This is a genomic window from Streptosporangium sp. NPDC000239 (assembly GCF_040300765.1).
Classification (GTDB): Bacteria; Actinomycetota; Actinomycetes; order Streptosporangiales; family Streptosporangiaceae; genus Streptosporangium.
This window is the reverse complement of record NZ_JBEPEI010000029.1, coordinates 1-12,580: the sequence shown is the minus strand read 5'-3', so window position 1 is coordinate 12,580 and position 12,580 is coordinate 1. Positions and strand designations below refer to the sequence as shown.

At 68.4% G+C, this 12,580-nt stretch carries 24 protein-coding genes; 4 read left to right on the top strand and 20 right to left on the bottom strand.

Annotated elements, in window-relative coordinates; translation table 11 throughout:
* Positions 1-63: 63 nt before the first annotated feature.
* The 3 genes from ABT340_RS39475 to ABT340_RS39465 all read right to left on the bottom strand — a co-directional run bounded on the left by ABT340_RS39475 (position 64) and on the right by ABT340_RS39465 (position 796).
* On the bottom strand, positions 64-288 hold the full coding sequence (locus ABT340_RS39475; RefSeq protein WP_352016059.1) for a hypothetical protein: 225 nt from the start codon (positions 286-288) through the stop codon (positions 64-66).
* A gap of 86 nt (positions 289-374) precedes the next feature.
* Positions 375-524 (bottom strand): hypothetical protein, encoded by a 150-nt coding sequence (locus tag ABT340_RS39470; RefSeq protein WP_352016058.1) that lies wholly within the window; start codon positions 522-524, stop codon positions 375-377.
* Between the two features lie 59 nt (positions 525-583).
* Positions 584-796, bottom strand: coding sequence for a hypothetical protein (locus ABT340_RS39465; protein WP_352016057.1), 213 nt, complete (start codon positions 794-796; stop codon positions 584-586).
* 87 nt (positions 797-883) lie between these two features.
* Here ABT340_RS39465 and ABT340_RS39460 point away from each other — a divergent pair, with 87 nt between their 5' ends.
* Positions 884-1,132 (top strand): hypothetical protein, encoded by a 249-nt coding sequence (locus tag ABT340_RS39460; RefSeq protein WP_352016056.1) that lies wholly within the window; start codon positions 884-886, stop codon positions 1,130-1,132.
* Here the strand turns inward: ABT340_RS39460 and ABT340_RS39455 are convergent, their stop codons facing one another.
* Genes ABT340_RS39455 through ABT340_RS39445 form a run of 3 tightly spaced genes read right to left on the bottom strand, consistent with a single transcriptional unit; the run spans position 1,133 to position 2,226 of the window.
* Complete coding sequence (locus tag ABT340_RS39455; RefSeq protein WP_352016055.1) at positions 1,133-1,360, bottom strand: DUF6011 domain-containing protein; 228 nt, start codon at positions 1,358-1,360, stop codon at positions 1,133-1,135.
* Positions 1,347-1,910, bottom strand: a complete 564-nt coding sequence (locus ABT340_RS39450) for a hypothetical protein (protein ID WP_352016054.1) — start codon at positions 1,908-1,910, stop codon at positions 1,347-1,349. The genes ABT340_RS39455 and ABT340_RS39450 overlap by 14 nt, the downstream gene beginning before the upstream one ends.
* Positions 1,903-2,226 carry a hypothetical protein gene (locus tag ABT340_RS39445; RefSeq protein WP_352016053.1) on the bottom strand — a complete coding sequence of 108 codons (324 nt, stop codon included), beginning with the start codon at positions 2,224-2,226 and terminating at the stop codon, positions 1,903-1,905. Before ABT340_RS39445 ends, ABT340_RS39450 begins: the two co-directional genes overlap by 8 nt.
* Here ABT340_RS39445 and ABT340_RS39440 point away from each other — a divergent pair.
* Both ABT340_RS39440 and ABT340_RS39435 read left to right on the top strand, forming a co-directional pair.
* Positions 2,225-2,455 carry a hypothetical protein gene (locus ABT340_RS39440; RefSeq protein WP_352016052.1) on the top strand — a complete coding sequence of 77 codons (231 nt, stop codon included), beginning with the start codon at positions 2,225-2,227 and terminating at the stop codon, positions 2,453-2,455. The genes ABT340_RS39445 and ABT340_RS39440 overlap by 2 nt on opposite strands.
* A gap of 299 nt (positions 2,456-2,754) precedes the next feature.
* Positions 2,755-2,910 carry a hypothetical protein gene (locus tag ABT340_RS39435; protein ID WP_352016051.1) on the top strand — a complete coding sequence of 52 codons (156 nt, stop codon included), beginning with the start codon at positions 2,755-2,757 and terminating at the stop codon, positions 2,908-2,910.
* Positions 2,911-3,055: 145 nt separating this feature from the next.
* Here ABT340_RS39435 and ABT340_RS39430 read toward each other — a convergent pair whose 3' ends face one another.
* From ABT340_RS39430 to ABT340_RS39375, 12 genes are all read right to left on the bottom strand, one after another.
* Positions 3,056-3,442: a hypothetical protein gene (locus tag ABT340_RS39430; protein WP_352016050.1), complete on the bottom strand. Its 387-nt coding sequence runs from the start codon at positions 3,440-3,442 to the stop codon at positions 3,056-3,058.
* Entirely contained in the window at positions 3,439-4,041 is a 603-nt protein-coding gene (locus tag ABT340_RS39425; protein ID WP_352016049.1) for an RNA ligase 1 family protein, read from the bottom strand. The genes ABT340_RS39430 and ABT340_RS39425 overlap by 4 nt, the downstream gene beginning before the upstream one ends.
* 60 nt (positions 4,042-4,101) lie before the next feature.
* Positions 4,102-4,581: a hypothetical protein gene (locus ABT340_RS39420; protein WP_352016048.1), complete on the bottom strand. Its 480-nt coding sequence runs from the start codon at positions 4,579-4,581 to the stop codon at positions 4,102-4,104.
* A 60-nt stretch (positions 4,582-4,641) separates the two neighbouring features.
* A complete protein-coding gene (locus ABT340_RS39415) occupies positions 4,642-4,983 on the bottom strand; it encodes a hypothetical protein (RefSeq protein ID WP_352016047.1) in 342 nt (113 codons plus the stop codon).
* Positions 4,980-6,065, bottom strand: a complete 1,086-nt coding sequence (locus tag ABT340_RS39410; RefSeq protein ID WP_352016046.1) for a DNA cytosine methyltransferase — start codon at positions 6,063-6,065, stop codon at positions 4,980-4,982. Before ABT340_RS39410 ends, ABT340_RS39415 begins: the two co-directional genes overlap by 4 nt.
* Positions 6,062-6,295 carry a hypothetical protein gene (locus ABT340_RS39405; protein WP_352016045.1) on the bottom strand — a complete coding sequence of 78 codons (234 nt, stop codon included), beginning with the start codon at positions 6,293-6,295 and terminating at the stop codon, positions 6,062-6,064. The genes ABT340_RS39410 and ABT340_RS39405 overlap by 4 nt, the downstream gene beginning before the upstream one ends.
* Before the next feature lie 160 nt (positions 6,296-6,455).
* Positions 6,456-6,932, bottom strand: coding sequence for a hypothetical protein (locus ABT340_RS39400; protein WP_352016044.1), 477 nt, complete (start codon positions 6,930-6,932; stop codon positions 6,456-6,458).
* Between the two features lie 3 nt (positions 6,933-6,935).
* Positions 6,936-7,571, bottom strand: coding sequence for a hypothetical protein (locus ABT340_RS39395; protein ID WP_352016043.1), 636 nt, complete (start codon positions 7,569-7,571; stop codon positions 6,936-6,938).
* A 100-nt stretch (positions 7,572-7,671) separates the two neighbouring features.
* The gene (locus tag ABT340_RS39390) at positions 7,672-7,881 is read right to left on the bottom strand and encodes a hypothetical protein (protein ID WP_352016042.1); all 210 of its coding nucleotides are present in this window, start codon (positions 7,879-7,881) and stop codon (positions 7,672-7,674) included.
* 13 nt (positions 7,882-7,894) lie between these two features.
* Positions 7,895-9,253, bottom strand: a complete 1,359-nt coding sequence (locus ABT340_RS39385; protein WP_352016041.1) for a replicative DNA helicase — start codon at positions 9,251-9,253, stop codon at positions 7,895-7,897.
* Positions 9,250-9,810: an ATP-binding protein gene (locus tag ABT340_RS39380; protein WP_352016040.1), complete on the bottom strand. Its 561-nt coding sequence runs from the start codon at positions 9,808-9,810 to the stop codon at positions 9,250-9,252. The genes ABT340_RS39385 and ABT340_RS39380 overlap by 4 nt, the downstream gene beginning before the upstream one ends.
* On the bottom strand, positions 9,807-10,877 hold the full coding sequence (locus ABT340_RS39375; RefSeq protein ID WP_352016039.1) for an LvrA C-terminal domain-related protein: 1,071 nt from the start codon (positions 10,875-10,877) through the stop codon (positions 9,807-9,809). Before ABT340_RS39375 ends, ABT340_RS39380 begins: the two co-directional genes overlap by 4 nt.
* Before the next feature lie 208 nt (positions 10,878-11,085).
* On the opposite strand from ABT340_RS39375, the gene ABT340_RS39370 reads away from it, so the two are divergent.
* On the top strand, positions 11,086-11,322 hold the full coding sequence (locus ABT340_RS39370) for a hypothetical protein (RefSeq protein WP_352016038.1): 237 nt from the start codon (positions 11,086-11,088) through the stop codon (positions 11,320-11,322).
* Positions 11,323-11,396: 74 nt separating this feature from the next.
* Here the strand turns inward: ABT340_RS39370 and ABT340_RS39365 are convergent, their stop codons facing one another.
* On the bottom strand, positions 11,397-12,398 hold the full coding sequence (locus ABT340_RS39365; protein WP_352016037.1) for an RNA polymerase sigma factor: 1,002 nt from the start codon (positions 12,396-12,398) through the stop codon (positions 11,397-11,399).
* The coding region (locus ABT340_RS39360) for a hypothetical protein (protein WP_352016036.1) at positions 12,398-12,580 on the bottom strand (183 nt) is incomplete at its 5' end. The genes ABT340_RS39360 and ABT340_RS39365, both read right to left, overlap by 1 nt.

Sequence of the window (12,580 nt, the reverse complement as noted above, 5' to 3'; positions counted from 1 at the left end):
AGAATCTGGCTGGACGCTCCGCAGGGCGGCCCTCCCCGTAGGGCCGCCAGACGCAGCAACCGGTCAGGGGCAGCAGGGGCAGGAGTCGGTCAGGTTGTAGCCGTGGCTGCACTGCGTGGCCTGGGCCTGAGCCCGGCCGGGGCCGAGGATGTAGTAGGCCGGGTAGGCGGCAACGATCGCGGCCGTCAACGGCTGGGCGAGCACGTCAGCGGGCGGATGCGGGGCGGCGGCACCGACCTGGTCGAGGTGGGCGGACAGTCGGGCGCCAGCGGCGCGGATGGCGGACATCGGGGGTCTCCTTCGAGATCGGTGGATCTGGCCGGTCGTTCTGCATGCCGCTCCCCCGCGGTGGGAGCGGCAGACACAGCGGACGGTCAGACCGTGGAGGTGGGCAGTACACCGAGAGCGGCAAGGAACCGGGTGGCGGGTCGCTGGTCGAGCGCCTTGGCGAGCGTGTTGGTCGGCGCGGAGACGGAGGTGTCGGCCTCGTCGTTCGCGCGGGGCAGGGTCTCACTGGTGCTCACGGGTCCTCCAAGTGTGTTCAGGGGGTGGGGTGCCCGGGGTCTCCCCCGGGCCGGGACGGTCAGTGGCCGATGATGATCTTTCGGAGCGCCCACCAGCGGGGGTTCGTGTCGTGGAGGAATCCCATCTCCGCACGGGCCCGGGCCTGCTCCTCGGTGCCGTAGCACCGGAGCTGGCGGACATAGTTGCCGGCCCGGTCGAAGACGTTGACGGTCTGGAAGCCAACGCCGGGGCGGATGCGCTCGGCGGGGATGGTCTGGGCGGTGTCAGTCATTTCGATCTCCTGTTTCGCAACTCGCTTACGCATCATCATGCCCCTCCCGACTAGGTTTCGCAACCCTCTTTCGGTATTCTCTTTCGCATGACCGAGAACGATCCCGTCGTCGCAGCTAGCGAGCGATACCTGAAGCTCCAGCAACAAGCAGACGAGGCCAAACGAGACTTCTTCGCCCTGTGCGCCGAACGGGTGCGCTCCGGCCAGGACAGCGCCGACACCCTCGCTCTGCGTACCTTCTCCACCGCCGTCACCATCCGGAAGGAGCTTCGAGCGCGAGGAGTGGAGGCCCTCCCCCCGGGCCCCAAGGGGCGCAAGACTTCCCCTGGGGAGTAGCTACTCCTCCCCCGCGAGAAGGTCCTCCTGCCCTGGCACGTGCCCGCCGGCACGGACCCGGGTGAGCCGTATGAGGCGTGGCCCTTTCGTGAGGCCCAGCGCTGCCCGGCAGTCCGGGCCGATGCCGTACGCCTGCGACACAGGGTCCTGGAGCTTGTGTCGGCAGATTCGGCATCGGCCTCGGCGCGGTTTCTCCTCGCCCGAGTCCTCAACGTCAAGCTGAGTCACGGCGTCGCGCCCGCTGCTGGTTGAGGAGGGCCATCGACTCCCCCGGCCAGTACGCCTCGGGGGCGAGGCCGAGGATCGCGGTGGCGATGTTGTCGGCGGCGACGAGCTGGTCGGCCTCCAGGCTTCGGGCGAGGTCAACGACCCGCTGAAGCGCCTGCTGGGCGTCACAGCAGGGCTCGCCGCCGCGGTGGCGGAGGGCTTCCGCGTCCTCGGGGGTGACGTCCTGGCCGCGGAGGTCGTCCACGGAGGAGAGCGGGACGGGAAAGACCTCGCGGGCGATGCGGGCTGCGTCCATGTAGTCGCAGGGCACCTGGTGCGGCTCGTCCGGGGTGGGGCAGGCGGAGGCGATGCGGTGGGCGATCGCATCGGCGAGAAGCGGGATGGCGGCATCCAGGGCGGCGCGGGCCGCTTCCTCCGCCTCACGGCCGGACAGCATGACGGCCTTCCCCGCAGAAGCGGCGGCGAGAGCCCGCTCCCCCAGACGGAGACGTACACGGGATCGGATGGCGTCCTCGGCCGTACGGAGAAGAGTGTCGGGGATGTCAGGCACCGGACCTCCCCTTTTCGATCTTGTCGGCGATGGCGAGCATCACGGCCGCGACAACGGCCCCGGAGGCGTGGTAGGCGTGATGACCAATGAACTCGCGGTCCTGAGCGCTGAGCGGATCGTCGCTTTCGGCGAACGTCCGGAGGTCCTCGACGATGGCGGCACGTTCCTCGGCGCGGGCCTGCTCGGCGATGAACGGGGCTGCGGCTTCCACAGCGGTCCGGGCCATCGCGGTGAAGGTGAAGTAGGTTCGGTTGCCGTCTTCTGCTTCCATCGCCTCGGAGGCGGCCTGGAAGGCGGCGTCGGGGATGTCAGGCATGGCCGCCCTCCCCGAAAGCCGCGCGGGCGATGCGGGCAGCTCGACGGAGCCCTCCCGCGTAGGTGAGGTGCTGTCCTCCACGGGCGCCTGCTTCGCCAGTGCGAGCTTCGGCGTCAATCGCTGCCACGATCGTCTTGGCGATGAGCGGCGCGGCTACGGCGAGGACGGCGGCCACGTCCCCCTGGCAGACCGCGCACTCGGCGTCGTAGGTGTGGTCCTGGTGGGCTGACCGAGGAGAGTCCTGCCACGGGTGAGCGAGAACCGCAGCCGTAGCGCCTTGAAGGGCGTCAGAGGTGGTCATCATCGCCCCCAAGAGTCCGTGGGGTTTCCACCCAGGTGTCTCCGTGCCGGTGAGGGCACGGCAGCGGGATGACGCTGGCGACGTCTGCCCATTCCCGAAGGACCGCGGTGTGCCGTTCGCAGTCGTGGACGTGGCCGGACTGTCCGTGGAACGTGATCGTGTAGACGGCCAGCTCACCGCAGTCTCCTGAGTCGCAAGGCCATGAGGGAGGAAGCGTCTGGTCCTTCGTGGACGAGGAGGTCTCAGCCACGGTTGTCTCCTTCGGCGAGGGCTTCGGCCACGGTGTGGCCGTTGAAGGTGGTCATGTGCGGTGCGGCCTGACGGGCGAGGCGGAGGGCGGTTTCCTCGTCGTGCCCTACCACTACCGAGTCGTGTGGGCATGAGAACCACCCGGCGGTCAGTTGCTCCCCACACTTCAAGCACAAGCCCGCGACCACCTGGCCGTAGGACTCGACCTCGACCGCAGTCTCATGAGAACAGCCAGGGACGATGGACTTCCGGCGTAGCCGGGCGAGTAAGCCAGTCGTGTCAGCCACGGTGGTTCCTCCTGCGTCGGTGGTAACTGGCCTTCACGCGGGACATGACGGGCCACTGGTGGCGGAGCATCTGCCAGCGGCGGCGCTCCCGGGCCAGACGCTCAACCTTGGAAGGCTGGCTGGCGAAGAACTCGCGGGCGAACGAGTACGGCCCGAACGCTTCGCAAGCTGCTGCCCAGGAGGAGCCGCACTCGGCGGTCAGGAGGGCGAGACGCTCCAAAGTCTTGTCCTCCAGGGCGACGTCGGCCTCGTCGAAGGTCCAGGACGGCAGGACGGGGCGCCGGACCGGGAGGGGCGACCCGACGTTGCCCGGGTCCGTGGCGTGCCAGTACTGGGCGTTGCGCTCCCACATGGAGGAGAGCAGGCCGGGGTTGATCACGGGACCACCTCCCCAGTGGGAGCGGGGAAGTCACGCTTCTTGATCTTCGCCATCCTGCCGTCTGGTCCGTGCCAGACGATGCCCTCGTACGGGCGGGCGTGCAGCCACGCGGCGAGGCCGTCGTAGTCGCGGGGGGCGGTCTTCACGTCCTCACGGATGTTGAGGGGCGCCCAACCGTGCTCCATGAGGACATGGGCGTCGAAGCCGTCCGGGTTGCCGTTGATCTTCGGGCCGACCAGCTCATAGGTGCCGATCTTGTTGCCGAAGGGCACGTTGACGACGGCCTCACGGAAGTACTTCGCGAAGCCTGATCGGTCGATCGGCTCCCAGCCGGTCATCTTGCCGGTCTCCCCGTCGGTGCCGGTCGCCCAGAATGCGTCGGGCCTCGGCTTGCCTGGCTTGATCTCGCGTCGGATGTACCAGGCCGGTTCGCCTCCGGTCTCGCTGAGGATCAGGTAGCCGACGCAGACGCCGTCCCACTTCACCGTGGGAGCGCCTTCGCCGTCGAAGACCCAAGCGCACTCAGGGTTGGGCTCGCGGGTGACGTGCTTGGGGTTGTTGTCCCAGTCTCGGATGAAGACCGTGGGGATCTTCTTCATGGGTGGTCTTGTCCTTTCGGGGTGAGGCCCGCCCCACAGAAGGGGGCGGGCGGGGGAAGGTCAGCCGTAGTAGGCGCAGAGCAGCCAGCCGGGCCGCTCCTGCTTCGGCGTGATGCCAAGAGCTGTCAGCGCGGCAGCGAGTTTGTCGTCCCACCCGCGCTCGGCGGGCTCGGCCATCAGAGTTGGCAGGTCGAGGACCTTGGACTCGCCCCATTTGACGGTGATGGTCTTCGTCACGAGGGCGTACATCTGGCCGGCGTCGTAGCCGTGGCCGTAGAACTTCACTCCGAGACTGGACTTCGCCTCACGCTCGCGAGCGAAGTAGCCGTCTACCCGCCAATCGGTCTCGGTGAATCCCAGCAGCGTGGCGAGGAGGCGCTTCTCCGCCTGCCCCATGAAGTCGTCTTCGCTGTCCTCGTCGTACCAGGTGACCTTGGCGGGGTCGATGCCGTCGTACTCGTCGACCTCAACGAGGTCCCAGCCGTCGGCACCTCCAAGGGCATAGCCGTAGGCGAGGGTCGCTTCGGGTGCACTACCCATTGATGATCTTGCCCTTTCGTTGGGGTAGGCCCGCCCTCAGGTGAGGGCGGGCGAAGGGGATTACTCGGTGAGACGGCGGCGGATCGCCAGACGCCACTGGCGGGCAACGGCCTCAACCTGAAGCAGCTCGTTAAGGAGCCTGTCAGGGTCGTCTTCAGCGAACGCTTCGGCGACTTCCTCAAGGAGGATGTCCCGCCACGTGAGGTGTCCTGCGGCGGCCAACTGCTCAACGGTGCTGCGTGCGCTGTTGGCGACGTAGGTGGCAGGTCCGGTGCAGGCCCACGCGACGTCGGGTCCGGTGCCGTCCGGGTGAGCTTGTTCGCCCCATTTGGCGTCCTGCCGGGCGAGTTCCGCGCGGACCTCTTCCTCTTCGGGAGTCAAGGCGTTTGTGGAGTCGGTCATGCTGCTGCTCCTTCGAAGAGGGACGGCTGGTAGGCCGTCTCGACAGGGGGCGGGTAGATGCCGGCCAGGTAGTCCCTGACCGGGGTCTCCCAGTCGAGGCCAAGGGCGGCACCGAGCACTGCGGCGGCGACCGGCGGGGGCACCACGTCAGCGGCCTGCAGAAAGCACTTCGATCGGGCTCCGCGCCACGGGTAGTCCGTGGGGAACCCCGTGAGCAGCCCCGCCTCGGCTGCGGTGAGCTGGGTGCCGTCGGAGACGCGCCGCCAGGAGCGGGCCTTCTCTGTGAGGCACCAGGCGGGTTGGTCGGCGGAGAACTCGTTACCGCCGGAGGTCTTGCGGACCCCGCGGGTGTTGATGCGCTCCCCCGCCGGCCAGCCCAACGCCTGCGCCATCGTGACCGCAGAGATGCGGCGCCCCGCCTCCGGGAGGAGGTTCGTCGGTGCGGCGTACTTGCCGCACGCCCACCCGTCCCGGAACGGCAGCCCGTTCAGGTCGGGGATCCGGTGGCGGGTGGCGATGACGAACGTTCGGGTGCGGCGGGACGCCAACCCCAGGTCTTCGCCGTGGATCGTGAGGACGAAGCAGGCCAGGAAGTCGTGGCTGGTGGCGAGTTCGGCGCACATCTCCTGCCAGATCGGGGTGACGCCGGGGACCTGTTCGCACACCAGCCACTGCAGGTGTGGCAGTCGGAGCGCGAACCGGGCGGCCTCCGCAACCAGGGCGGAACGGACATCCTGAACCTGGGCGTATACCTCGGCCCAGCCGTCGTCAGGGCCCACTCCGGCTTGGCTGTCCCCCAGGCGTTCGATGGCCTTCAGGATGTGCGGCAGGTCGCCCAGGCCGGTTCGCTTGCCGGACGTGCTGAACGTAGGGCAAGGCGAAGTGATCACGGCACCCGTCACGCCGCGCATGCCGTCAGGGTCGAGGTCGAGCACGGAGGCTTGGGTGCGGGCGAACCCGGCCGCCATCGCTGTGGCGCAGGCGTCGGCGTCGATGTCGTAGCCGTGGATCTGCCCGGTGAGGCCGAGGATGCGGGCGCCCATGTCCACCCCGCCCGGGCCGGCGAACAGGTTGATGATCACTGCACGTCCTCGACGAGCGCGTACCCCGTACGGCGGGCCGCGCCCGAGCGGGTGGTGGCGCTGGCGTGGAGCTGGCTGGTTTCGATGTTGCGGCGGCGGGCGCCGCGCCCACCGGTCGGCAGCGACTCCACCAGCACCTTCGTGTTGACAGGCATGCCGACGACGCGGATGCGGCGCCCCTCGTCGAGGGGGTGGCAGGCCTCGTAGACCTGCCCGATTGAGATAGCCATGCCGGCGCCCTTTCCGTTGTAAATCGATCATTGATTCGAGATCTTGGTCAGATTTCGTAAACCAGTTCAGCTCGGAGAGTCGTAGAGGCCTGAGACAAGATCAGATTCCTTGGCCCTCAGTCGTGGACCCAGGGCCCGCCTACGCCCGCGAGCGTGAGCGCTAGACGGCTTCCTGAGCCACTCCAGCCCCTCCGGCCACTGCACCCTCTGCGGTCTCCCCGCCCTGAGGGCGGACATCGGCCGAGATGCGCTCGACGTGGGTCAGGGCGATACCGCCCGCGATGCCCTCGACGGACACCACCGGGGTGCCGTGGCCGAGAGTCCAAGCCGGGGTACGGGTCACGGTCGTCAGCGGCTCCTCGTCACGGCTGCCCGGCCAAGCCAGGACCGGCGTGGCGATCGGGTAGGTCGCGTTGAACTCGTCAGCGGTCATCGGGGGCTCCTCGGTGGTCTTGTTCGCGGTGTGCTTGGCGAGGTACGGCCAGTCCCCTGCCGGACATGGCCCCGCCTCCTCGCCCCTTCGCCGGGCGACCCGGCGGACAAGGAAGCGCTCCAACACATCCGGCGGGATCGTCAGGTCCTGGGCGGCGGACCACATGTCGACGGCGGAGTCGTCAGGAGTCAGATCGGCGCTCACGGGTCAGCCCTCCCTGACGCGGACGGCCGGGCCGTCGTCGATGCGGGCGCGCCGCTCCAGTTCGCGGGCCCACCCCTCGTCGGAGGAGCGGACCTTGATGGCTTTGGCCACTGCGGCTTCTTCGGCTTCCCGGGCGGCGTCCCACCGGTAGCGCTGGTACTTGGCGTCCAGCCCGTACAGCAGCTGCCACCCGTCGAGGTGGTCGAGTAGGTCCCGCACCACGTCCGACAGGACCGTGTACGTCAGCGGCGACCAGTGCCACGTCGTGAGCGCCGTCGGGTCGGCTTTGGCTTGCCGGCCGATGTCAGTACGGGCGTGCCGCAGCGTGAACATGCGCGACGACATCCGCATCTGCGTCCCGTCCAAGGCGTTCAACCACACCGAGAAGTCAGCCCGGCGAGTGCGGGCGGTCGGGGCTGGCTTCGGCAATTCCTCGGCGAACCGGGCGATCTCCGCCGTCAGGATCGGGCGGGCCGCCTGGGCAAGCTGGACGTTGAGGCGGTTCATCTCCGCGACCTCGTCGGCGGTCAGGTAGTGCTCGGCGCCTTCGGGGACGCGCTCCAGCGGCAGGCACGCCGTACGAACCGACCGCTCGGCGGCGGCTACCCACTCTTCGCGGGAGGGCCAGACGCGGGTCACAGGGTCTCCTCGGTGGTCTTGGGGGTGGGGGCGGACAGCGCCGGGCGGGTCAGGGCGTCTTCCACAGCCGTGTCCCCAACCTGGGGACACACGGGGCCGCTCACGCGACGTCCTGAACGTTGCCGCCCGAGGCGAGCGCATCGAGGAGCTGCTGCTTGAGCTCCTCGGCGTTGCGGGCCGCGTCGTCGGCGTCGGCATAGCTGCCGTCGACCACCAAGGCGGAGTCGTAGCTGCCCCACTTGTTCTGGACGACCACGACCTGCAGCCAGTCCTTGCGGCGGTGTAGGAACTCGACGAATTCACTGGGCATGGGGATGGTCCTTTCAGTTGACGGCGTGCAGGTTGGGGCGTCCGTCTCGGTGGTCGCGCTCGAAGCCCATGGCGCGGGCGTAGTGGCCCTGCCAGGCGAGGGTCACGACACCGCGGGGTCCCTGACGGTTTTTCTCGACGATCACGTCGATCTCGCCCGCCCGGGGGGACTCCGGTTCGTAGGCGTCTTCGCGGTGCAGCAGCAAGATCACGTCCGCGTCCTGCTCGACGGCGCCGCTCTCACGCAGATCGGCCTGGGTGGGGCGCTTGGTGGCGCGCTTCTCCGATTCGCGGTTGAGCTGGGAGCCGACCACGACCGGCACCTCGAACTCCTTGGCGAGGATCTTCAGGTTGCGGCTCAGTTCCGACACCTCGGCCTGGCGGGATTCGGTCCGTTTGCCGGTCGACATGAGCTGCAGGTAGTCGACGACCACCAGGGCGGGCGGCATGTTGTTGCGGCGCATCCGGCGGATGCTGGAGCGCAGCTTGGCGATCGTCATGGACGCGTCGTCGTCAATGATCAGGTCGTTGTACTCGGCGATCCGTCCGGCCCAGTCGGCGACGCGTGACCACTCGTCGTCGCCCAGGTCGCCTCTTTGGAGGCGGGCCAGGTCGGCGCGGGCCTTCTGGGCGACCATCCGCAGAGTGATCTCGTCCTCGGACATCTCCAGGCTGGCGTACAGGACAGGCAGGCCGAGGTCGATGCGCACGTGCGCCGCCAGGTTGGCCATGATCACGGATTTGCCCATGCCCGGCCGGGCGCCGACGACGATGAGCTGCCCGGGCCGGAGCTTGGTCAGTTTGTCGTCCAAGTCGGCCCAGCCCGTTGTCACCCCCGCCGCGGGGGCTTTCGACCCGAGCCGGTCCAGCAGCGGGCCGATCACGTCCGCGACCGACCGCAGCGGTGCCGACGACGTCAGCCGGGTGGCGTCGTCGATGAGCGAGCGAACCGCGTCGACCCGGTCGTCGAGGTCCACCTCCCGGTTGCCCATGACCTGCCCGACCCGCATGGCCGCCATGAGCGTGTGCCGGGTCACGGCCGCTTCCCGGACCTGTCCCAGGTAGTAGCCGACATTGACGGCGGTCGGCACGGCCGAGGTCATCTCGTGCAGCTTCAACGCGCCGCCGGCCTTCGCCAGCAACTGGTGCTTGTCGAGCTCGTCGGCGACCGTCAGCGGGTCGATGCCCATGCCGCGGTTGGCCAGCGCGGAGATCGCCTCGAATACCAGCTGGTGGCCGGGCCGTTTGAAGTCGCGGCTCGACACCGCCTCCAACGCCCGGTCGACGGCGTCGGGGCTGATCATCATGGAGCCGAGAACCGCGGTCTCGGCGAACAGGTCGCGTTCGTTCTGCTGCTGGTCGAAGTCGTTCATCGGGCGGCCCGCAGGTCTTCGCCTTCGAGGATCGCCTCGATCGCACCGTCGCCCAGGCGGGACGTCAGGCGGGGGCCGAGGGCGTTGTCGAACTCGTCCATGTTGGAGGTGATCGCGGTCGGGCGGCCGTGCTGCCACCGTTCGTCGATGACGCCGAGCAGGATCTCCCGCTGCCACTCGTTGATCCGCGACGACCCCAGGTCGTCCAGGACCAGCACGTCAGCGACGCGCATCTCCCGCAGCCGGTCCCGGTCGGCGGGCGGGCCGACGATGTCCTGCCACTCGGCGGGGGTGGCGAACAGGATCGTCCCGGCGTAGCCGACCTTGACGGCCCGCTCCAGGACCTCCCACATGTTCCACGTCTTGGCGGTGCCGATGTCACCGACCACAACCAGGTTGCGGGCGGTGCCGTCGAACAGGCGGCTCCCCCACTCGGCGACCTCGTCGTTCAACCGGCCGGGGTGGCGCAGCAGGACCGGCCTGCGGGCCTGGAACGCCTCAACGCGTCCGCGGAGGCGGTCGGCGCGCCACTCGGCGAGGGCGTCATCGTCGTTCACGCTGTCTTCTCCCTCTTGCTTCGGAAAACGCTCTGGCGGGGACCGCGGGGAGGCACCTGGGAGCCGGAGCCGTTGCCAGGGCGGTCAGTGGCTGGCACCTGAGGCTGGCTGGCGGGCTCGGGCGGGATCTCGTCGTTCCAGCACTCGTTGTTCAGCCAGACGGAGGGGCCCTTGATGTAGCCGCGCTTGACCCTGGGATCGTGGGCGGCGTACCGCTTGGCGCCATCGATGAGGATCTGCGCGTCGCCGACCTTGGCGATGGCCCGGTTGAACGCCTTGACTGCGTCAGGGCGCTTGTCTCGCAACGGGTAGGCGGCGTACCACTCAGCGAAGCGGGGGTGCTCGTCGGTCCGCGGCTTGGTCGTGCTGGAGTTTCCCCCCGCACCCCCCTTCCTCTTCTTCGTAGAAGAAGAGGAGTAGTTCTCCGTAGGAGAACTACTAGCGCGGCCAATTTGGCCACTGGTCAATTTGGCCACTGGATCCGACCTGGGGGTATCCGTTTCGTCCCCTTCGCCTACCGGCCAATCTGGCCACAGGTCGGTTTGGCCACTGGCCAAATTGGCCGCTGGCTCCGAACTGGGAGCATCCGGATTGTCCTGATTTCCTACCGGCCAACCTGGCCGGTGGTCAGAGTCCCTACCGGCCAGATTGGCCATTGGAGTGACCTGCCTACCGGCCAGATTGGCCGGTAGGTTTGCGGCCGGATTCAGACGGCACAAGTCGGGCAGTCGATGCCCCTTCTCGTCGAATCTTCTCTGTCGCCGGATGCGCCCGTCTTCCTCCAGCTGCTCCATGTGGCGACGAACAGAGCGAGCAGACAGCATCGCGTCCTCCGCGATCTCCTCCTGGCTCGCCGTGCACTCCCAGATGTCGTCCACGCGGCGGGCCATGCATATCAGCACGATCCGCGCCCCCGGGTTGTTGGTGATCGGCTGGGCCCAGGCCCATTCGACCGCCTCGTGGTCCAGGCTCACAGGCCCACCCTCGGCGGCCTGTGCGGCAGCCTCGGCGTTTCCCCTGAGCGTTGCGTCGTTCACCTGGACGGTGTCTCCCTTGGTGCTGTTCAAGCTCGTACGTGGACGGCGAGGGCTGGGCCTGTCTTCGGCGACACCCCCAGCTCTTCCGCCCTTTCTCTCGCGTTCGGCGCATGCCGAAATCCACCACTCGCGAAAGGCCTCCCTTGATCGCGGTGTACGTACACCTTACACTCAGGTGTACGTACACCAAAAGGAGCCGGTTTTGAGAACTGCACGTACACCCCGCAGACTGGGAGGCGTGCCTAACCAGCCACGCACCCAGCACCGCTCGGTCCGCGTCGACGACGACGACTGGGCAGACCTCGACGCTGTGGCCCAGAGGATGGGCACGAATCGCGCTCAGGTCATCAACGCCTACATCCGCTGGCACCTGCGCCGGCCAGATGCGAGACGGCCTGAGCGTCCTACGCGGGAGCAGCTTGGACTCCCTCGGGGCGATCGCACCTCGCTCGACGATCTCCTCGACGACTTCTGAGCCAGCCCTACTCCCCCGGCTGACCCCTCTTGATTCCCTCCCCGGGAAGGGGAGGGAGGAGGAAGACGTGGGGGTCATGAGGCCACCGCCTCGGGGTCCGGAGCAGGCCGGAGGATCCCGCGGACGAGACGCGACAGGTAACCGTCGGAGAATCCGAGATCGCGAGCGATCACGGTCAAGGGTTCGCCAGCGGCCTGGCGGCGGCGGATGTCAGCGAGCTGGCTGACCGTGATGCGGCGCCGGGCTTGAACGCCTCTGGCCCGGCGGCCTCGTTGAGCTTTCTGGGCTGCGGCCTGGGTGCAGGGGCCGCATCGGCAGCCGTGGTTGCTGTAGGTGGATGCCGCGCCGTGGTCGAGTTCGTGCACGGGTCGCCCCGTGCGCCGGGCTGCGACGCGGGTGACCGGGCGGCGTTTACCTCCCTCGGAGGGATCTGCGTACGAGCCGACTCGCCGGTCGGTCCCCCAGACCCGAGAAGGCTGCTCGCCCTCGTGCCATAGCGCGAAAAAGGTGCGGCGGGCTTTGCTGACCAACACCCTGAAGGTGGCCGGGGTGACGCCGAGCGCTTCCGCTGCCGCCCGGTAGTCGTCGTGAGCGGCGAGCGCCAGCAGGGCCTCACGTTGCCGGTCGGTCAGGCGGGGCCAGATCTGCCACAGCGCCGTGGCATCCACTACCCGCTCTTCAGGTGAGGGCGTGCCTCTGCCGAGGCCGGTCCAGTAGGCCGCGAACCGAGGCGCCTGACCGCTGGTGTAGCGGAGGCTACGACCGTGGTGGCGCATGTCGATACGGAGGTGCTCGGCGATCGCTGCTTGCCCGGCAGCGATCAGCTCACCAGGCTCAGGAGGCTGGTCCGCGGCGTAGAGAGCTTCAGTGATCGCTGACCAGGCCACTTCGTGCCGGGTGTGGTAGTCCAGGCTGCCGCCGAAGGTGCGGCCCATCGAGAACCTGGTGAGGCGCTGCAGGTCGGCCAGGTTGTAGCCGTACCTGAGGGTGTGGACATCCTCCGGCGCCGGCGTCCAGGCCGGGCCGTCGTTGTCGTCACGGTCCCAAGGCGCAACGTAATAGGTGAGCTGGGCCATCAGCACCTCCCTGCAGACTCAGCGGCAGCGGTGTGACACTCCTCGTGGCGGACGCAGAAGTGCAGCCCGGCGAAGGTCACTCCGCCTGGCATCCACGACAAGCACGCCAGCGCGGTGACGGCTTCGACGAACGTGTCGACGCAGTGCCTGCCGCCGAACTGCAGCTGATCGCCGTACTGGCC

Excerpts from the sequence above, each read along its gene's own strand:
- ABT340_RS39465 (WP_352016057.1), bottom strand. The coding sequence starts at position 796 with ATGACTGACACCGCCCAGACCATCCCCGCCGAGCGCATCCGCCCCGGC.
- ABT340_RS39425 (WP_352016049.1), bottom strand. The coding sequence starts at position 4,041 with ATGAAGAAGATCCCCACGGTCTTCATCCGAGACTGGGACAACAACCCC.
- ABT340_RS39365 (WP_352016037.1), bottom strand. The coding sequence starts at position 12,398 with ATGGCCCAGCTCACCTATTACGTTGCGCCTTGGGACCGTGACGACAAC.
- ABT340_RS39405 (WP_352016045.1), bottom strand. The coding sequence starts at position 6,295 with ATGGCTATCTCAATCGGGCAGGTCTACGAGGCCTGCCACCCCCTCGAC.
- ABT340_RS39420 (WP_352016048.1), bottom strand. The coding sequence starts at position 4,581 with ATGGGTAGTGCACCCGAAGCGACCCTCGCCTACGGCTATGCCCTTGGA.
- ABT340_RS39445 (WP_352016053.1), bottom strand. The coding sequence starts at position 2,226 with ATGCCTGACATCCCCGACGCCGCCTTCCAGGCCGCCTCCGAGGCGATG.
- ABT340_RS39440 (WP_352016052.1), top strand. The coding sequence starts at position 2,225 with ATGGCCGCCCTCCCCGAAAGCCGCGCGGGCGATGCGGGCAGCTCGACG.
- ABT340_RS39385 (WP_352016041.1), bottom strand. The coding sequence starts at position 9,253 with ATGAACGACTTCGACCAGCAGCAGAACGAACGCGACCTGTTCGCCGAG.
- ABT340_RS39475 (WP_352016059.1), bottom strand. The coding sequence starts at position 288 with ATGTCCGCCATCCGCGCCGCTGGCGCCCGACTGTCCGCCCACCTCGAC.
- ABT340_RS39460 (WP_352016056.1), top strand. The coding sequence starts at position 884 with ATGACCGAGAACGATCCCGTCGTCGCAGCTAGCGAGCGATACCTGAAG.
- ABT340_RS39390 (WP_352016042.1), bottom strand. The coding sequence starts at position 7,881 with ATGCCCAGTGAATTCGTCGAGTTCCTACACCGCCGCAAGGACTGGCTG.
- ABT340_RS39415 (WP_352016047.1), bottom strand. The coding sequence starts at position 4,983 with ATGACCGACTCCACAAACGCCTTGACTCCCGAAGAGGAAGAGGTCCGC.